At 33.9% G+C, this 19,286-nt stretch carries 15 protein-coding genes; 13 read left to right on the plus strand and 2 right to left on the minus strand.

Annotation, left to right across the window (positions count from 1 at the left end; genetic code table 11):
* Position 1: 1 nt before the first annotated feature.
* The 4 genes from ABD963_RS08925 to ABD963_RS08940 all read left to right on the plus strand — a co-directional run bounded on the left by ABD963_RS08925 (position 2) and on the right by ABD963_RS08940 (position 6,387).
* Entirely contained in the window at positions 2 to 1,432 is a 1,431-nt protein-coding gene (locus ABD963_RS08925) for an MFS transporter (RefSeq protein ID WP_345276603.1), read from the plus strand.
* Between the two features lie 17 nt (positions 1,433 to 1,449).
* Complete coding sequence (locus ABD963_RS08930; protein ID WP_345276604.1) at positions 1,450 to 2,358, plus strand: glycoside hydrolase family 17 protein; 909 nt, start codon at positions 1,450 to 1,452, stop codon at positions 2,356 to 2,358.
* A gap of 259 nt (positions 2,359 to 2,617) precedes the next feature.
* Entirely contained in the window at positions 2,618 to 4,756 is a 2,139-nt protein-coding gene (locus ABD963_RS08935; protein ID WP_345276605.1) for a T9SS type A sorting domain-containing protein, read from the plus strand.
* Between the two features lie 197 nt (positions 4,757 to 4,953).
* On the plus strand, positions 4,954 to 6,387 hold the full coding sequence (locus ABD963_RS08940; RefSeq protein ID WP_345276606.1) for a T9SS type A sorting domain-containing protein: 1,434 nt from the start codon (positions 4,954 to 4,956) through the stop codon (positions 6,385 to 6,387).
* Positions 6,388 to 6,457: 70 nt separating this feature from the next.
* Here ABD963_RS08940 and ABD963_RS08945 read toward each other — a convergent pair whose 3' ends face one another.
* Positions 6,458 to 8,107 (minus strand): sodium/sugar symporter, encoded by a 1,650-nt coding sequence (locus ABD963_RS08945; protein ID WP_345276607.1) that lies wholly within the window; start codon positions 8,105 to 8,107, stop codon positions 6,458 to 6,460.
* A gap of 142 nt (positions 8,108 to 8,249) precedes the next feature.
* Here ABD963_RS08945 and ABD963_RS08950 point away from each other — a divergent pair, with 142 nt between their 5' ends.
* The 6 genes from ABD963_RS08950 (at position 8,250) to ABD963_RS08975 (ending at position 14,869) form a co-directional block, all read left to right on the plus strand.
* Positions 8,250 to 9,242: a GntR family transcriptional regulator gene (locus ABD963_RS08950; protein ID WP_345276608.1), complete on the plus strand. Its 993-nt coding sequence runs from the start codon at positions 8,250 to 8,252 to the stop codon at positions 9,240 to 9,242.
* Positions 9,243 to 9,249: 7 nt separating this feature from the next.
* A complete protein-coding gene (locus ABD963_RS08955) occupies positions 9,250 to 10,137 on the plus strand; it encodes an aldose 1-epimerase (protein WP_345276609.1) in 888 nt (295 codons plus the stop codon).
* A 12-nt stretch (positions 10,138 to 10,149) separates the two neighbouring features.
* Positions 10,150 to 11,298 carry a galactokinase gene (gene galK, locus ABD963_RS08960; protein WP_345276610.1) on the plus strand — a complete coding sequence of 383 codons (1,149 nt, stop codon included), beginning with the start codon at positions 10,150 to 10,152 and terminating at the stop codon, positions 11,296 to 11,298.
* Between the two features lie 19 nt (positions 11,299 to 11,317).
* Complete coding sequence (locus tag ABD963_RS08965; protein ID WP_345276611.1) at positions 11,318 to 12,340, plus strand: UDP-glucose--hexose-1-phosphate uridylyltransferase; 1,023 nt, start codon at positions 11,318 to 11,320, stop codon at positions 12,338 to 12,340.
* Positions 12,341 to 12,355: 15 nt separating this feature from the next.
* Positions 12,356 to 13,219 carry a glycoside hydrolase family 16 protein gene (locus ABD963_RS08970; RefSeq protein ID WP_345276612.1) on the plus strand — a complete coding sequence of 288 codons (864 nt, stop codon included), beginning with the start codon at positions 12,356 to 12,358 and terminating at the stop codon, positions 13,217 to 13,219.
* 93 nt (positions 13,220 to 13,312) lie between these two features.
* On the plus strand, positions 13,313 to 14,869 hold the full coding sequence (locus tag ABD963_RS08975) for a hypothetical protein (RefSeq protein WP_345276613.1): 1,557 nt from the start codon (positions 13,313 to 13,315) through the stop codon (positions 14,867 to 14,869).
* Between the two features lie 63 nt (positions 14,870 to 14,932).
* On the opposite strand, the gene glyA is transcribed toward ABD963_RS08975, so the two are convergent.
* Complete coding sequence (gene glyA / locus ABD963_RS08980; protein ID WP_345276614.1) at positions 14,933 to 16,204, minus strand: serine hydroxymethyltransferase; 1,272 nt, start codon at positions 16,202 to 16,204, stop codon at positions 14,933 to 14,935.
* Between the two features lie 201 nt (positions 16,205 to 16,405).
* Here glyA and fahA point away from each other — a divergent pair, with 201 nt between their 5' ends.
* The 3 genes from fahA (at position 16,406) to ABD963_RS08995 (ending at position 19,221) form a co-directional block, all read left to right on the plus strand.
* Positions 16,406 to 17,689 carry a fumarylacetoacetase gene (gene fahA, locus ABD963_RS08985; RefSeq protein WP_345276615.1) on the plus strand — a complete coding sequence of 428 codons (1,284 nt, stop codon included), beginning with the start codon at positions 16,406 to 16,408 and terminating at the stop codon, positions 17,687 to 17,689.
* A gap of 124 nt (positions 17,690 to 17,813) precedes the next feature.
* Positions 17,814 to 18,989: a hypothetical protein gene (locus tag ABD963_RS08990; protein ID WP_345276616.1), complete on the plus strand. Its 1,176-nt coding sequence runs from the start codon at positions 17,814 to 17,816 to the stop codon at positions 18,987 to 18,989.
* A gap of 88 nt (positions 18,990 to 19,077) precedes the next feature.
* The gene (locus ABD963_RS08995) at positions 19,078 to 19,221 is read left to right on the plus strand and encodes a DUF5679 domain-containing protein (RefSeq protein WP_345276617.1); all 144 of its coding nucleotides are present in this window, start codon (positions 19,078 to 19,080) and stop codon (positions 19,219 to 19,221) included.
* Positions 19,222 to 19,286 lie beyond the last annotated feature (65 nt).

A 19,286-nucleotide genomic window follows, 5' to 3' on the forward strand; every position in this document is an offset into this window, starting at 1 on the left:
TATGAAACATCATGTAACTCCCTTAAAAGATAGAGTGCCAATTGGTCAAAAAATGGCTTTTGGTGCTGGACATTTGGTATTAAACTTATTACCAGGAGCACTCGGCATATTTATGTTCTTTTTGCTTACTGCTTTCGGAATGGATCCTTTTTTAGCAGGTTTGTTAGGTGGTCTGCCAAGAATTTTTGACGCACTTACCGATCCGATAATGGGCTTTATTTCTGATAACACAAATTCCAGATGGGGTCGCAGAAGACCTTATATATTCGTGGGAGCTATTCTGAGTGGTCTATTTTTTATCGTATTGTGGCAATTAGACCCTGAAGATTCTGTAAACTATAACTTTTGGTATTTTTTAATAATGTCTATGGTTTTCCTAATAGGTAATACCATGTTCGCAACACCTTTAATTGGTTTAGGTTACGAAATGACTTCAGATTATAACGAACGTACACGTTTGATGGCCTTTTCACAAACCATAGGTCAAATTGCTTGGATGATCGTTCCATGGTTTTGGGTCCTTATTGCAGATCCAGATTTATTCGAATCTCAAGCGGTTGGTGTAAGACGACTATCCATTATCGTAGGTGCTATTTGTCTTCTTCTGGGTTTATTACCTGCCATTTTTTGTAAAGGTATAGACTCAGCTAACATGGAAAACAGAAAAGTAATTACGTTTAAAACGATGTTTTCAAATTTAAAAGATCTTTTTCAAGGGATTGTTCAAGTATCTAAAAACAAGCCTTTCATGAGACTTTGTGGTGCGACATTTTTGGTTTTTAACGGATTTCAGTTGGTAGCATCCTTTAGCTATTTTATCATTGTATTTTATATGTTTCAGGGCGATTATGGTGCGGCAGGTAACTGGCCAGCATGGTTTTCAACTATTACTGCCGTAGTAACAGCTTTTGCCGTCATACCAATAATTTCTGCCATGGCTAATAAATGGGGAAAACGCAATGCCTTCATTATGTCTACTGTTATTTCTATAGTTGGTTATTTATTAAAATGGTGGGGATTCAACCCTGATGAACCATTTTTAATATTTATGCCTATACCGCTTATGGCCTTTGGTTTAGGTGGTTTATTTACCTTAATGATGAGTATGACTGCCGATGTGTGCGATTTAGATGAGCTACGAAATGGGATGCCCCGAAAAGAAGGAACTTTTGGTGCTATTTACTGGTGGATGGTAAAATTAGGACAAGCATTAGCATTGGTATTAGGTGGTTTAGTATTAAAACTTGTTGGATTTGATCAAAATTTAACCATTCAATCGGCAGAAACCATGACGAATCTACGAATAGCAGATATCGTGATACCTGCTGCTACGGCAGCATTAGCCATTTGGGTGATGTGGAATTATAGTCTGAACGAAGAAAGAGCTAGAGAAATAAAAGAAGAATTAATAGAAAGAAGAGGAGAATTATAACTTTAAATAAAAATAAGATGTCATATAGAGGAGAACACGATTATTTGTTAAAAGATACCAACTATTCAGATTATACTGGTGTTGATTTTAGTAAATATTCATTAGAAGAGTTGCAAAAACTCTGGAGAAAAACACTTGAAAACGGAATGCATGGCTTATGTTTTAGTATGTATGAAGATGGTCAAGAGCCAGGCGATACGATAACAGAAGAACAAGTTGAACGAAGAATTAATATCATAAAACCATACACCAAATGGGTGCGCTCATTTTCTTGTATTGAAGGAAATGAACATGTACCTAGAATTGCGCATAAACATGGTTTAAAAACGATGGTGGGCGCTTGGTTGGGCGATGATATGGAAAAAAATGAACAAGAAATTGAGTCTTTAATTGAATTGGCCAAAGAGGGATGCGTGAGTATCGCTGCTGTTGGTAATGAAGTTTTATATAGAAATGATTTAACTTTAGACCAATTATTAGGCTACATTAAAAGGGTTAAAGAAGCCATTCCACATATCGAAGTAGGTTATGTGGATGCTTATTATGAATTTTCTGTGCACCCCGAATTGGTTAATATTTGCGATGTTATTTTAAGTAATTGCTACCCATTTTGGGAAGGTTGCCATATTGATGGTGCTTTAAACCATATGCAACGCATGTTTGGACAGGCTAGCGATGCTGGTCGAGGTAAAAAAGTAATTATCACCGAAACAGGGTGGCCTAGTGAAGGTCAAAGCCTAAGAGGTGCTATCCCTTCTGGAGAAAATGCCATGAAGTATTTTATAAATACACAATTGTGGTCAATGAAAGACAATGTTGAGATATTTTATTTTTCATCATTTGATGAATCTTGGAAAACGGGACCGGAAGGTGATGTTGGAGCTTACTGGGGCTTATGGGATAAACATGAAAAATTAAAATTTTAAAAAATAATTAACATTATTTAAAACACAACATTACCACAACAAATAATTGTAATAGCAAGAACAGAGGCAAAATTTAGCTTAATAATAACGATAATATACCAAAATTATCGTTGTAATACCTAAAAAACCTGTTTTCAAATTCACGAGTTTGTACAATGAATGTATGGGGTAAATTAACTGTTATTTTAAATAATATTAGTTAACTTTGATAAAACTGAATTTAATATTAACTACTAATTTTAATTAAAACTATTTTATTATGAAAAAAATTACTTTATTAATTTGCCTTTTTGTTTCATTTACTTGGGCACAGGCTGACTTAACTGTTACCGTAGATGTAAGTGAAATAGATCTTGGTACTGGTGGAATGAACATTGTTCATAATTACCAAAATCCAGCTTTTCAAGAGAATGCAGCAGTCAACAATAACGATGGTACTTGGTCATACACATTTACTGCAGTTCCTTTCGGTCAACAAATAGAATATATTTGGAGGGCGTACTGGCCAGCTAATGCATTTGCTGGATATAATGAAGCTTTAGTTCCACTTGTAGCATCAAAGGGATTAGAGAATGATATTGCGATTGATGAACCAAAAAATACTGATTTCTTTGCTTTCTGTAATAGAATCGCTACTGGTGGAACGCCGCCGGATACATACTATTTTGAATCATTCAGAAAACCAGGGGTTATTTACCCAGAAATAGCAGTAACTGGTACAGCAGGTGAATTCCATTATATAAGATATAGTGTAAATAGTTTTGACATAAATGGTGGTCCTGGTGCCGTAGATAATGGTGATGGAACACATACAGTTCGTGTAAGACCGTCAGTTGGCTTTGAATATTTATGGAACAACCAAGATACCACGACGGAAGAAAATTTAATAGCCTGTGCTAATGGAGGTGCTGCAGGTCCTGTAAATACTGATAATTTTTCATTCGCAAACAGAGTTCACACTGCTGGAATTAATGATAGAGATGAATTTAACGTTTGTCCAGAAGATGAAGCTTTAGTAATAGACTTTGAAACAGCTGATACGGGTGCTGGTTGGACCTGGACAGTCTTTGAAAACGATCCTGTAAATGGTTATAATGTGGCCGGTAGTATTGTTGCCAACCCAGTTGCTGGAGGAATAAACACATCTGCTAATGTTTTTCAATTTACTGGTGATCCAACTATGGAAGTATGGGGTAGAATAGGTGCCGAATCCGGACACCCGGCAGGAAATCCTTCAGTTACACCTTCTGATTTACCAGCATACACTGTTGATGACACTAACAACTACATGACAATGATGGTTTACCAAGTTGGGTATTCTGCACCTGTAAGAATTAAATTGGCTGGCGTTGCTAATGCATCTGTAGGCGAAGTAACTTCACAAAATTCTACTGTAGCTGACGAATGGACGAAATTGACTTTTGATATGAGTGCATATAATACATTGGGAGAGCAAATAGATCAAATTATTATTCTACCTAGTTTCGCTCCAAGTGCTACAGCTCGCACCATTTATATTGATAATATTACGTTTGGAGCTGTACCATCTGGTGATTGTTTTGACGGGATTCAAAATGGTGATGAGGAAGGCGTTGATTGTGGAGGTAGATGTGGTAATTCATGTGTTATTCCTGCACCGTTAGTTTCAGCTCCTGTTTCGATAACACCAGAAACAGACCAAAAATATATATTTAGCGATGAGTATACTATCCCTGCGAATAAATTAGATTTTAATAATCCTACATGGGCAACTGTTCCACCATCAAATTTTGGAACATCAACAGCAGAAGTTGTTTCTGGAACAACAGATAATATAAGATATTTTACAGATGTAAATCTTTTATTCATGCCATTCACTCAGTTTGATGCCGGTGCATACAATTATTTTCACATAGACATATGGTCTGATACAAGCACGTTTGCTATCGTAAAACTAGAAGGTGCAGGAGGTCCTACTTTTAACGGAAACGTTGGAGTAACACTTACTCCTGGACAATGGACAAGTGTGGATATAGATTTGAACACTTTTGGAGGACTTTCAAATCCAGGTGATAGATTTGGTATTTTTCAACTTGTGATTGAAGCTACAGCAGGTCTTGATTACTATTTTGATAATATTTATTTCTCAAAATCGGCATTTACATTATCTACTAAAAATTTCGAGGTAGAAGGTTTAAAAGTATATCCTAACCCATCTCAAGATAGCTGGACAGTGAGTACTAAGAATATTAAAATGAACACCATTGAAGTATTTGATATTTTAGGGAAAAATGTGATGAGTTTGAAACCTGAATCTACAGAAGTAGAAATTGAGGCTTCTGAACTTACTACAGGGCTTTATTTTGCGAGAATAACAACTGATGAAGGTTCTGAAAGTTTAAAACTTGTAAAAAAATAAGTTTATAACCAAATAAATTAAATTAAAGGGAAAGGGGCATAATATAAACCTTTCCCTTTTTTTATATTATTTGAACCTCAAAACAGGAATAATTACATTATTGGTTTTAAAATTATTATAACTCATTTTTTTTAATGAAATAAAATCCCACTAATCCAATAAGTAATTCAAAACTTAATAATTATAATATTTAAAAAATGAATAAAATTATTTTACTTTTTTTTGTGTTGGCGATAACTATAGGGTATTCGCAAATTGCACCAATAGATTTTGAGCCCACAGGGAATGGAGCATCTTGGACATGGGTTACATTCGAACCCCCTCTTAATGAAACAGTAGAATTTACAGTAGTTAATAACCCATCTACTACAGGCATAAACAGTTCAGCCAATGTTGGCAAAATAGATATATCATTTGCCACAGGAGCAAACTGGGGTTCAGCTGGAGTAGAATCTACCCATGGTGCAGATATTGGGACTTTTTCCATCACTTCCGGTAACAGTTATGTTACCATGCAAGTGTATCAAGAAGGATTTACCGCTCCTATAGCCCTTAAATTAGCTAATGCAACGAATGCCGCTTTACCAGAGGTTACTTCATTATTTCCTGTTACTACCGCGAATGTTTGGCAAGAAGTCTATTTTGATTTATCCGCTTGGATTGGAAATCCTAACAACCCGGTAGATCAAATAATTTTTTATCCAAGCTATGCGCCAAGAGGGACGGGTCACGTTGTTTATTTTGATAACATTTCTTTTGGCTCCCAACCGGCACCATCGTGTAGCGATGGCATTCAAAATGGCACCGAAACCGGTATAGATTGTGGAGGTACGTGTCCCAATGTTTGTCCGCCACCACCTGCACCAACCGTATCCGCTCCCACACCAATTCCAGCGGTAGCAGATGTATTGTATATTTATAGCGAGGCCTATACAAATCTCGCCAATAATATTGCGTTAATAAATACAAGTTCTTGGGCCACTACGCCTCCATCTAACTATAGCGGTCCATCAAGCAATTACGCCATACCGTCCGTAATTCCTACAGATAATGTGAGACTGTTTAATAATTTAAACAACGCCTTTATTCAATTTAATACCACCAATATTACCGATTACAAATACTTTCATATTGATGTATGGTCTGCCAATGCCACATTCCTCAGAGTAGGTTTACAAGATTTAACTGCGGCAGTTGAAGGTTCCCAAAATTTCACCATTACACAAAATCAATGGAATAGTATCGAAATTGATTTGGATGGTTTTGGAGGTTTAGCTGGAGATAGAAATGAAGTTTTCCAATTAGTATTTATTGGAGAACCTGTTGGTATAGCTGATATTTATGTTGATAACATCTATTTTTCAAAAGTTTCTACCCTAGATACTCAAGAATTTGAGATTACTGGTTTAAAAGTATATCCAAACCCTTCTAAAAATGTTTGGACTATAAAAACCCAAGCTATTTCTATAAATTCAATTGAATTATACAATATACTCGGCAAAAAAGTAACGTCTTTATCCCCAAATAAGGATGAGGCGACCATCGATGGTTCGAAATTAAAGTCTGGGATGTATTTTGCTAAGATTAATACAGAAAATGGTTCAGCCAGTTTAAAATTAGTTAAACAATAGCCCAATTGAGTTAAAGTTAAAAAAAAAGCATCTTAAAATTAAGATGCTTTTTTTTTATTATAAATTAGTTTTACCAGAAAAGACTATACAAAACTGTAAGTATTAGCAGAACGGCGAAAGAACCAATATTAAACAAAGGAGATGTTTTGAATAAAGCCTTTGTAATGGGAATACCTTTTTCATCATCAGCACCCTTATGTTGTATATAGCTGTATATAGCTATAACTGCCATAGTAAGCAATAACGTATAGCCCATTTGATCCATAAAAGGCACATCTACAAAGATTGAAGATGTAGACCATCCTTTAGGAGCTACCTTAAAATACATAGCGATTGGTATAGATACTAAAGCACCAACAATAGCCGCTTTGTTTGTAGTTTTTTTCCAGAATAAACCAAGTAAAAATACCGCTAAAATTCCAGGACTAACTACCCCGGTATATTCTTGTATAAATTGAAAAGCTTGATCTAAATTACCCAAAAGTGGTGCCATAATACAAGCTATCACCAATGCTACGAATGCTGAGATTCTTCCCATATTAACGGTAGCTTTATCTCCAGCATTTTTATTAATGTATTGCTTGTAAATATCCATAGTGAAAATGGTAGATGTTGAATTTAACATCGATGCCAAACTTGAAACAATAGCAGCAGCTAAAGCAGCAAAGGCTACCCCTTTAAGACCCGTTGGTAAAAATTGTAACAACCATGGATAGGCTTTATCGGCCTGCTCTAAAGAAGGTAAATTTTCTTGAGCCGCGAGTCCCAATCTAGCCATAATTTCAGGATCATTTATCATAACGTAAGCGGCGATACCAGGAATCACAACAATTAATGGAATTATTAATTTCAAAAAAGCGGCTAATAAAATTCCTTTTTGGGCTTCCTTTAAAGACTTTGCCGCTAAGGTTCTTTGTATAATATATTGATTGAAACCCCAATAATATAAGTTGGCAACCCACATACCTCCTACTAAAACCCCTAAACCAGGTAAGTTTTTGTATTCAGGATTAGACTCATCCAATATCATTTCAAAACGCTCAGGAACTGCATCAAAAACAGTACTTAACCCTGCTAAAATGCCTTCTCCACCAGATACGGTATTTAAGGCTAAATACGTTGTTACCAAACCACCTAGTACCAAAAATACAACTTGAATCACATCGGTCCATGCCACTGCGGACAAGCCACCATACAATGAGTAGGCTGCGGCAAATAATGCCAAACCAATAACCCCATAAACCAAAGGAATTCCAATTATGGTTTCCAAAGCTAAAGACCCTAAATATAAAACGGTAGTTAGATTTACGAAAACATATAAAGCTATCCAGAAAACAGCTAAAATAGTTTTTAAGTTGGTAGAAAATCTTTTCTCAACAAACTCAGGAATCGTGTAAAGACCTTTTTCAATAAAAATGGGTAAGAAATATTTACCAACAATAATCAAAGTTATGGCTGCCATCCATTCATAGGATGCTATAGCCAAACCAGATGCAAATCCAGAACCAGACATCCCTATAAATTGTTCAGCAGAAATATTAGCCGCAATTAATGAGGCACCTATAGCCCACCATGGTAAAGATTTACTTGCTAAAAAATAATCTTCCGCATTTTTCTGGTGCCCCTCTTTATCTCGAGAAACCCAAAGGCCTACTCCCAAAATTAGAATGGCGTAAGCAATAAAGACCACATAGTCCCACATTTCAAATCCTGATGTCATAATTATATAAGTTTAGTTGGTTACTGTATGAAGCCAAATATAAAGATTTAATTTTTAAAAAAAACAATTTTAATATAGAAAAAACATACTAGACCCTACTAGTATGTTTTTTAGATTAAATTTTATATATTTGTAGTATATCATGATTGTAGTCAAAAAAAAAATAGGGATTCCAAAATATAAGCAAATCATCAATTCTATTGAAGAAGCTATACTTTCTGGCACTCTGCAAAAAGGTGATCAAATACCTTCAATAAATAGTATAAAAAACGACAACAAACTTTCTAGAGATACTGTTTTAACTGCATTTAATGAATTAAAAACCAGAGGCATTATTCATTCTGTGGTAGGTAAAGGTTATTATGTTTCTAGTGAAAATATTGATGTAACTCAAAAAGTCTTTTTACTTTTTGACGAATTAAATGCATTCAAAGAGGATTTATATAATTCCTTTTTAGAGCATCTGGGAGACAGCGTTCAAGTGGATATTTTTTTTCACCATTTCAATAAAAACATATTTGATAAATTAATCAATGATAACACTGGAGATTACAATTATTATGTGATTATGCCCGCTAATTTAACAAACACTAGTGCTGTTATTCAAAATTTGCCTCATGACAAAGTTTATATTCTAGACCAAATTCATGGCGATTTACAGTCGTATTCCGCTATTTATCAAAATTTTGAAAGTGATATTTTTAATAATCTCTCCGAAGTTATAAATCTTGTCAAGAAATATAAAAAAATGGTTCTTGTTTTTGACAAAGAAAAGCAGCCCCTAGGTATGAAAACAGGATTTATTAAATTTTGTGAAAAACATATCATACCTTTTGATATCATTGATTCTGTGAAAGAAAGAAATTTAGATTCTGGCGAATTATACATCATTCCTGATGATAAAAACTTACTTAGAATCATTAAAAACATTAAAAACAACAACCTGAGGCTAGCTCAAGATATAGGTATCATATCCTACAATGAAACCTTACTAAAAGAAATTGTTGAAGGTGGTGTTACCACTATTTCAACAGATTTTAACGTCATGGGAAAACGTTTAGCTGAAATGATAATAAACAAACAACACCTGAAAATAGAAAACCCCAATAAACTCATTCTTAGAAACTCACTCTGATTAAAAAATGTACGATATCACACATCATCAAAATACCAATATCCTTGAAGTTAATAATTCTAAAAATCAGGTTCATGCCAAAATTTGTCTAAATGATGGTGCCAGTCTACAAGAATTAAAATTAAATAGCCATGAAATTATTCAAGATTTATCTCCCTTAACTTACGATAACACTTATGCTTCATCGATATTATTTCCTTTTGCCAACAGAATAAAAGACGGTATATATTCCTTTAATAATACCCTATATCAATTTGATATTAATCAAAAAGAAGAAAACAATGCTTTACATGGTTTGGTTTACAACAAAACGTTTCATGTTGTTGAAACTAAAGTAGATGATAATAGTGCCACCATAAAATTGGAATATGTTGAGAAAAGCAAACCCAAAGGGTTTCCTTACACTTACTCAATAATACTAGAATATGAATTTACAAAGACTCATGTATGTTTAAAAATTGACGTGAAAAATACCGATGGTGAAGCTTTTCCATTTACCCTTGGATGGCACCCTTATTTTGTAAGTGATAACCTATTTAAAAGTGCTTTAAAATTTGAAAGTACCCAAAAACTTATGATAGGCGAACGAAATATTACAACGGGAATCAAAGAAATAAAACCTTCTGAACTATTTCAAGTAAAAAACAAACAACTAGATGATTGTTGGATTTTAAATTCGGGAGTAATACAATTTTTAACACCAAAGTATAAGTTGATTTTAGAGTCTTCAGAAAAAAATAACTTCCTACAACTTTACACCCCTCCTAAGTTAAATACCATAGCTATTGAGCCAACTACAGGCGTCTCAGATAGTTTTAATAACAACATAGGATTACAAATTTTAAAACCAAAGGAAACCTATTCTATAACCTGGAATTTAAGAATCAATAACTAAACTAACATAAAAATGAATACAGCTATAATAAATGAGGTTAAAAAAACCTTTATAGAAACTTTTAAAAAAGACCCGATACTTATATTTTCTCCTGGAAGAATTAATATCATAGGTGAACATACTGATTATAATGATGGTTTTGTTTTTCCTGCTGCAGTAGATAAAGGTATTGCTGCAGCCATTCAAAAAAGTAATTCCAATTTTAGTACTGCTTATGCGTTGGATATGGACAGTAAAATTGAATTTCATTTAGATAAATTGAAACCTTCGAAAGAAGGAAGCTGGGAAAATTATGTGTTTGGTGTTGTGGCCGAAATACAAAACAGAAATAAGGTCATTGGTAATTTTAATATCGTTTTTAAAGGTAATATTCCTGGTGGAGCCGGTATGTCATCATCTGCTGCCCTGGAAAACAGTGTGGTATTTGGTTTGAATGAACTTTTTAGTCTAGGGTTAACCAAACACGATATGATATTAATTTCACAAAAAGCAGAACATAATTATGTAGGGGTAAAATGTGGTATTATGGACCAATATGCCAGTATGTTTGGCATAAAAAACAATGCACTGCTTTTAGATTGCAAAACAGTTGAATCCAAGCCATATGAGGTTGATTTTAAAGACCATCAACTTATGCTTATCAATACTAATGTAAAACATAGCTTATCTGATAGTGCCTATAATGACCGCCGATCAGCTTGTGAAAGCATAGCAGAATTGTTAGGTATAAAAGCATTAAGGGATGCCAATGAAGCGGATTTAGTTACAATAAAAAATAAAGTAACACCTGAGAATTATCAGAAAGCATTGTACGTTATTCAAGAAAATGATAGAGCTATAAAAGCTTCCAAAGCAATAGAAAACAATGATTTAATTACTTTAGGTGCTTTAATATATGCATCGCATGAAGGATTATCAAAGCAGTATAAAGTAAGTTGTGATGAGTTAGATTATCTAGTAGAACTTGCAAAATCAAGTGATTTTGTATTAGGAGCTAGAATGATGGGTGGCGGTTTTGGTGGTTGCACCATTAATTTGGTTGCAAAAAACAAAGCAAAAGCATTTGCAGATGCAGCTTCTGAAGCTTACTATAATAAATTCAACAGGGAGTGTTCTGTATATTTTATTGAACTGTCACAGGGTACACATCTCGTAAACTAACCAACTCAATTAGCTAAAAATGAAACCAACAGATTTACAAGACTATTCTCATAAACGATTCAATATATTAACTGGTGAATGGGTTTTAGTATCTCCGCACAGAGCCAAAAGACCTTGGCAAGGGCAAAATGAAACGGTAAATAATGAAAAACGCCCAACTTATGACGAAACATGTTATTTATGTGCAGGAAATAAAAGAATAAACGGCGAGCTAAATCCTAATTACAAAGATGTTTTTGTGTTTACCAACGATTTTGCAGCATTACAAAGCGATTCTCCAACTTTTTCACTTGAAGAAGGTCTTTTTGTAGCAAAAAGTGAAAAAGGCATTTGTAAAGTGATTTGCTTTAGCCCAGACCACTCAAAAAGTTTAGCCGACATGTCTCCCGGGGAGATACAAAAAGTTGTGTTTGAATGGCAAAAACAATACCAAGAATTAGGCTCAAACCCCATGATAAACTACGTTCAAATATTTGAGAATAAGGGAGCGGTAATGGGCTGTAGTAATCCGCATCCGCATGGTCAAATTTGGAGTCAATCAACACTTCCAAATGAGGTGGATAAAAAAAACACACAACAGTTAAATTATTTTATTAAAAACAATAGCAGTCTTTTAGGGGACTATTTAAAACAAGAACAAGAAAAACAAGAACGCATTATTTATGAAAATGATTCGTTTGTTGTATTGATTCCTTTTTGGGCGGTATGGCCCTTTGAAACCATGATAGTTCCAAAAAAACACCAACCTCACATATTGAGTATGGATGAAGATGAAGCATTTTTATATGCTGAGGCTATTTCAGTCATAACAAAAGCTTACGATAAATTATTCAACACTTCATTCCCTTACTCTAGTGGTATCCACCAAGCACCAACAAATGCAGACATAAACAAACATTGGCATTGGCATATGAGCTTTTATCCACCCTTATTAAGAAGTGCTACGGTTAAAAAATTCATGGTTGGATATGAGATGTTCGGTTCGCCACAGAGAGACATTACAGCCGAAAGCGCCGTGAAAATGCTTAAAAATTTACTTTAAAAGCTTATGATTTCAATGAAAGGAATTCTTCTGAGTTTGGTTTCTTTGTTTTATGGAACTATATATTCTCAAAACCCTTATGAACCAGATTTTTCAAAACCGAAAAAAATCAACCATTATAAATTAGTTTGGAATGATGAATTCAATTATAATGGAAAACCAGATTCTACAAAATGGATTTATGAATATGGCTTTGTTAGAAACGAAGAGTTGCAATGGTATCAGCCAAAAAATGCAACATGCAAAAATGGCGTATTATTAATTGAAGGAAGAAGAGAGATAGTTCAAAATCCAAATTATGTAGCAATAAGTAGCGATTGGAAAGAAAACAGAGAACATGCTTATTACACATCAGCCAGTTTAAAAACAGAAGGATTAGCATCATGGAAATACGGTGTTTTTGAAATTAGAGCTCGTATTGATTCTACTCTGAGCTCATGGCCAGCTATTTGGACTTTAGGAAATAACAACCCTTGGCCCGCTAATGGTGAAATTGATATTATGGAATTTTATATCAAAAACAACGAACAAAGTATTTTAGCCAATGCCGCATGGTTGGGGAAATATCCAAGAATCGTTTGGGACAGTAAGGTTATACCTTTAGCTTATTTTTTAAAAAAAGATCCAGATTGGGTTAAAAAATTTCATATTTGGAGAATGGAATGGGATCAAAATTCAATAAAAATCTACATCGATAATGAGTTGATAAATAAAATATCACAAAAGAAAGCAAAAAATCCAGACGGCTTTAAACCTTTTAATCAAGAGCATTACTTACTGTTAAATTTAGCAATAGGCTCTAATGGAGGAGATCCAACTGATTCTAAATTTCCTATTAGTTATGAAGTTGATTATGCAAGAATATATCAAAAAGAATGACTTTTCGGTAAAAATTAAATGACAACATACTATTTGATTGTTTTCAAAAGTTATATTTTAGCCTTTTATTGATTTTTTTATCTAAAACCATTCATGAAACGCTACATCTACTTTATCATTTCACTTGGCTTTTTATTGCTTTGGAGTTCGTGTCGCAAAGATTTTGAATTTGTGCCTAGTACTGGTAGTCTTGAATTTTCAAAAGACACGGTTTATTTAGATACAGTTTTTAAAAATATAGGGTCGAGCACTTACAACCTAAAAGTTTATAATAGAAGCAACAATGATATTTCTATTCCAACGGTAAGATTAGCCTCAGGAGAAACCTCCAACTACAGGTTAAGTGTTGATGGTATAGCAGGTAAAACATTCGAAAATATTGAAATTCTTGCGAATGATAGTTTGTTTGTTTTTATTGAAACCACCTTTGACACCAATATAACCCCCTTAAATCAATTACAGTTTTTGGATACAGATGCTATTGAATTTGATTCAGGTTCCAATCTTCAAAAAGTAGAATTAGTAACCTTGGTTCAAGATGCTATTTTTATTTATCCAGACCGAGACTCAAACAAGGTTGTTGAAACTTTAACGCTTAATATTGGTGGGGAATTGGTTGAAACCAATTTACAAGGTCGGGAATTACAGCCATCTGAACTCACATTCACAAACGAAAAACCTTATGTTATATATGGTTTTGCCATGGTTCCTGATGGTGAAACTTTAACCATTGAAGCTGGTTCAAGAGTGCATTTTCATGATAACTCAGGCATTATCGTTTCAAACGGGGCATCATTAAATATAAATGGTGGTTTTAGTAACGACCAAGAATTACTAGAAAATGAAGTGATTTTTGAAGGTGACCGGTTGGAACCTAATTTTTCTGAAGTTCCAGGACAATGGGGAACTATTTGGTTTTTAGACGGTAGCATAAATAACTCCATTAATTACGCCACAATAAAAAATGCCACCGTTGGCGTTTTATGTGATGGTAATCCTAACGAAGTAACAAATAAACTTAATATTACAAATACACAAATTTACAACTCAAGTGCTTTCGGTATTTTGGGCAGAAATACTTCTATTTCAGGAGAAAATGTTGTAATAAATAATGCAGGCCAATCGTCTTTTGCAGGAACTATTGGCGGGAAATATAATTTTACGCATTCAACTATTGTAAACTATTGGAATAATGGATTTAGGCAATTACCTTCTGTTCTGCTAAATAATTTTATTGTTGATGAGGAAAACGTAGCAACACTCGCAGATTTATCTGAAGCCAATTTTAACAACTGCATTATTTATGGAAATGACAACCCCGAAATACTGTTAGAGGAAATTGAAGACGATGCGGTGTCTTTTAATTTCAAGTTTACAAACTGCCTAATTCGTTTTCAAGATTCCAATAATAATTTTACAGGACCAAATTACGATTTAAGTGATACCAATCGTTTTGAAGGGAATATTTTTAATCAAGACCCAAATTTTCTTGATACAGATAAAGATAAATTATTAATAGGTGATGATTCGGCTGCCAATAACCAAGGTTTATTAATCTTTGCTACTCAAGTTCCTTTTGATATTTTAAATGAAAATAGAACCAGTTCTCCCGATTTGGGGGCCTATCAACATATAACGTTTCCCGAGTAAATTTGACGTAAATAAAAAATCCTGTTTTCACAGGATTTTTTATGACCTATTTTATATCAATGACTAAACAAATAAAGGTTTGTCTTTCATAATCGTATTCACACTTGCTTTAACAGCTCTTAAAACAGCTTCATTATCATAGTTGGTAATTACATCATCAATCAAATCAACTATAGCAGCCATATCGGTTTCTTTTAGTCCACGAGTGGTGATGGCAGCAGTTCCTAAACGGATTCCAGAAGTTACAAATGGCGATTTATCATCGAAAGGTACCATATTTTTATTGGCAGTGATATCAGCTTTTACTAGAGCCTGTTCCGCATCTTTACCTGATACATTCTTATTTCTTAAATCTATCAACATCATGTGGTTATCTGTACCCCCTGAAATAATATGATAGTTTTTAGAAACTAAAGCATTAGCCATCGCGTTAGCATTCTTTTTTACTTGTAATTGGTAATGCAAAAAGTCATCGGTTAAGGCCTCCCCAAAAGCAATGGCTTTGGCTGCAATTATATGCTCTAATGGACCTCCTTGATTCCCTGGAAAAACAGCCGAATCTAATAACGATGACATTTTTTTCAAACTGCCGTTTTTTAATGTCTGACCAAAAGGATTATCAAAATCTTTTCCCATCATAATCATTCCTCCTCTTGGACCTCTTAGAGTTTTGTGCGTAGTTGTTGTCACTATATGACAATGAGGTAGCGGGTCGTTCAAAATTCCCTTGGCAATTAATCCAGCAGGATGCGAAATATCCGCCAATAATATAGCACCAACACGATCAGCTATCTCTCTGAAACGTTTAAAATCTATATCACGGGAATACGCAGAAGCACCAGCAATAATTAATTTTGGCTGCTCCTTTATGGCGATGTCTTGAATTTTATCATAATTTAACACTCCTGTCTCTTCCTCTACTCCATAGAACGACGGCACATACAATTTGCCAGAAAAATTAACAGGTGACCCATGTGTTAAATGACCTCCATGGGATAAATCAAAACCTAGAATTTTATCTCCAGTATTCAAACAGGCGTGATAAACTGCCGTATTTGCTTGACTTCCAGAGTGTGGCTGTACGTTTACATATTCTGCTCCAAACAAAGTTTTAGCCCTATCAATAGCTATTTGCTCAACTTCATCAACCACCTCACAACCTCCATAGTAACGTTTCCCAGGATAACCCTCAGCATATTTATTGGTTAAAACAGAACCTGCTGCTTCCATAACTTGTTCACTAACAAAATTCTCGGATGCTATCAGTTCTATACCATGGAGTTGGCGTTCTTTTTCAGCTTTAATAAGTTCAAAAATTTGTTCGTCGCGTTGCATAAATTTAATATCTTGTTAAATGTTGGGCAAAAATAGGAAATACATTAGTTAAATTCATTAAAAAATATATATTTACCAGTAAGTTTTTAACCAATTTATTAACGATTAAAGAAAACTTAAATTTTAAGTAATTTTTTCTATTAAAATGAAAAAAATGTGTAGGTTTGAATACAAATTAATATACTAAACAAGACATAAGTTATGCCATTATCAGCTAACAACCCAGATAGAAAGTCGTGGTTACACGTCGATAAAAATTCTGATTTCCCCATTCAAAATATACCCTTTGGGGTATTTTTAACCCGTGATGATATCATTACAATTGGTACTAGAATTGGAGATACAGCTATCGATTTGGGAGCTTTACACCAATTAGGGTATTTTGATGGTATTCCTTTAACAGATGATATTTTCCTACAAGATACTTTAAATGATTTTATTGCTGATGGCCGCAAAACTTGGCGTGCAGTAAGAAATAGAATTGCTCATATTTTTGATAGTAATAATGACGCATTAAAACAAAATAAACATCACAAAGAAATTGTTTTATTTCGTTTAGATGAAATTGAAATGCAATTACCTGTTCAAATAGGTGATTATACAGATTTTTACTCTAGTATCGAGCACGCTACCAATGTAGGAAGCATGTTCAGAGACCCAGATAACGCATTATTACCAAACTGGTTGCATATTCCTGTTGGCTATCATGGAAGAAGTTCATCCATCATTCCTTCTGGGATTCCTATACACCGCCCACAAGGACAAACGCTTCCTAATGAGGCTACTGAACCCGTTTTTGGACCTAGTAAATTAGTGGATTTTGAATTGGAAATGGCTTTCATAACTACCGATGCTAATGATTTAGGTGAACCTATCCCTATTGAGGAAGCTGAAGAATACATCTTCGGATTGGTACTATTGAATGACTGGAGTGCCCGTGATATTCAAAAATGGGAATATGTCCCATTAGGGCCATTTTTAGCCAAAAACTTCGCAACCTCGATTTCACCTTGGATTGTAACTTTGGATGCTTTAGAACCCTATCGTGTGGAAGGCCCTAAACCATTAAAACCACAATTACCTTATTTGCAATACAAAGGTAAAAAGAGTTATGACATCAATTTAGAAGTAGCAATTCGTCCTAAAGGAGCTAAGGAAACCGTGGTAAGTAATTCCAATTTTAAATATATGTATTGGAATATGGTGCAACAATTGGCGCATCACACTGTAAATGGATGTCCCGTAAATTCTGGTGATATGATGGGTAGTGGCACTATTTCTGGGCCAACACCCGATTCTTATGGCTCTATGCTTGAATTGACTTGGAAAGGTGAAAAACCAATAAAAATGAAAGATGGTAGTGAGCGTAAATTCATCAACGATAATGATACTGTAATTATGCGTGGTTATTGTGAAAAAGATGGTACCCGTATAGGCTTTGGCGAGGTTTCAAATAAATTACTACCTGTTTACAAGAAAAAGTAAGATTAAGATTACTTAAAATAATTGATTTTTACATTTTATCGTATTTATTAGTATTTTATCTGGTATTTTAGTATTTTGGCACCCTTATTGAAAGCAAATGCCAATACACCAAAATCTAAAACACATGAAAAAAATACTACTCTCTACATTAGTTTTATTAGTTACACTATCGTGCAGCACTAGTAAAAAAATTGAAAAAGCGGTAAGCATTGGAAATTATGACCAGGCCATTTATGATGCGATAGGCAAATTACGAACTAATAAAGACAAAAAAGGAAAAGCAGATTTTATTGCTATGCTTCACGAAGCCTACAATAAAGCTACAGAGCGTGACTTGAGTAATATCGATTTTCTAAAAAAGGATAATAATACTGAAAATTACATCCGTATTTATGATGCATATGTTGGTTTGGATGACAGACAAGAACGTATAAAACCATTATTGCCTTTATATTTAAATGGTAGGGAAGTTTCATTTAAATTCAACAATTATAACAGTCAAATTATTAGTTTTAAAAATGATGCTTCAGAGCAACTCTACAGTAATGCTAAAGTGTTATTGAATTCCAATAATAAATTAGATTTTAGAACAGCATTTCAATATTTAAAAGAAATTGAAGATATTAACCCAAATTATAAAGACGTGCGCAATTTAATGGAAGTTGCCCATCAAAAAGGTACTGATTTTGTTTTAGTGAATATGGTAAACGATACAAGAAAAGTAATCCCCACAAGATTGGAAAATGATTTATTAAACTTTAGTAGTTATGGTCTCAATAATTTTTGGGCTGTATATCACAGTTCACCAGAAGACAATGTATCCTATGATTATCATATGCGTGTTAACCTTAGAGATATAAATATATCACCAGAGCAAATTAAAGAGCGTCAAATTATTAAGGAAAAACAAATTGCCGATGGTAAAAAAGAGTTAATTGAAAATGGAAAAGTTGTTAAAGACAGTCTTGGAAATGTTATAAAAGTGGATAATTTAAAAATGGTACGTTGTGAATATTATGAGTTTATACAGTTTAAAGCTTCCCAAGTAACTGGAAATGTAGAATATGTTAATGTAAAAACGAATCAATTAGTGGATGCATTCCCCGTAACTAGTGAATTTGTATTTGAACATATCTATGCCACCTCAAGAGGAGATAGACGTGCTTTAGACACGAACTTAATACCATTTTTGGAGAGACGCGCTGTCCCCTTTCCAACAGAAGAACAAATGATTTATGACACAGGTGAGGATTTAAAACTCCAATTAAAGAATATTATTAATTCATATACATTGAATTAAAGATATTTTTTAACAAAAACTTACAAATTACCTTGTGTGTTTAAAGGATTAAAATTACTTTAGAGCATATTAATCTAAAACTAACCAAATGGAAGCATATTGCGTAAAATGTAAGTCAAAAAAAGAAATGAAAGATGCCGCTGAAACTACTATGAAAAACGGTAGAAAAGCCATGAAGGGTAAATGTCCAACATGTGGAACCGGCATGTTCAGAATTATGGGAAAAGCATAAGTATTCTTTTCTTAATGAAAATAAAAAACTCCAAATATTTTAGGAGTTTTTTTATGTGTTAATCT

The sequence above is a fragment of the Litoribaculum gwangyangense genome, assembly GCF_039543505.1.
In the GTDB taxonomy this organism is placed as follows: domain Bacteria; phylum Bacteroidota; class Bacteroidia; order Flavobacteriales; family Flavobacteriaceae; genus Litoribaculum; species Litoribaculum gwangyangense.

Coding starts and splice junctions, on each gene's coding strand:
- ABD963_RS08925 (WP_345276603.1), top strand. CDS start 2: ATGAAACATCATGTAACTCCCTTAAAAGATAGAGTGCCAATTGGTCAA.
- ABD963_RS08930 (WP_345276604.1), top strand. CDS start 1,450: ATGTCATATAGAGGAGAACACGATTATTTGTTAAAAGATACCAACTAT.
- ABD963_RS08935 (WP_345276605.1), top strand. CDS start 2,618: ATGAAAAAAATTACTTTATTAATTTGCCTTTTTGTTTCATTTACTTGG.
- ABD963_RS08940 (WP_345276606.1), top strand. CDS start 4,954: ATGAATAAAATTATTTTACTTTTTTTTGTGTTGGCGATAACTATAGGG.
- ABD963_RS08945 (WP_345276607.1), bottom strand. CDS start 8,107: ATGACATCAGGATTTGAAATGTGGGACTATGTGGTCTTTATTGCTTAC.
- ABD963_RS08950 (WP_345276608.1), top strand. CDS start 8,250: ATGATTGTAGTCAAAAAAAAAATAGGGATTCCAAAATATAAGCAAATC.
- ABD963_RS08955 (WP_345276609.1), top strand. CDS start 9,250: ATGTACGATATCACACATCATCAAAATACCAATATCCTTGAAGTTAAT.
- galK (WP_345276610.1), top strand. CDS start 10,150: ATGAATACAGCTATAATAAATGAGGTTAAAAAAACCTTTATAGAAACT.
- ABD963_RS08965 (WP_345276611.1), top strand. CDS start 11,318: ATGAAACCAACAGATTTACAAGACTATTCTCATAAACGATTCAATATA.
- ABD963_RS08970 (WP_345276612.1), top strand. CDS start 12,356: ATGAAAGGAATTCTTCTGAGTTTGGTTTCTTTGTTTTATGGAACTATA.
- ABD963_RS08975 (WP_345276613.1), top strand. CDS start 13,313: ATGAAACGCTACATCTACTTTATCATTTCACTTGGCTTTTTATTGCTT.
- glyA (WP_345276614.1), bottom strand. CDS start 16,204: ATGCAACGCGACGAACAAATTTTTGAACTTATTAAAGCTGAAAAAGAA.
- fahA (WP_345276615.1), top strand. CDS start 16,406: ATGCCATTATCAGCTAACAACCCAGATAGAAAGTCGTGGTTACACGTC.
- ABD963_RS08990 (WP_345276616.1), top strand. CDS start 17,814: ATGAAAAAAATACTACTCTCTACATTAGTTTTATTAGTTACACTATCG.
- ABD963_RS08995 (WP_345276617.1), top strand. CDS start 19,078: ATGGAAGCATATTGCGTAAAATGTAAGTCAAAAAAAGAAATGAAAGAT.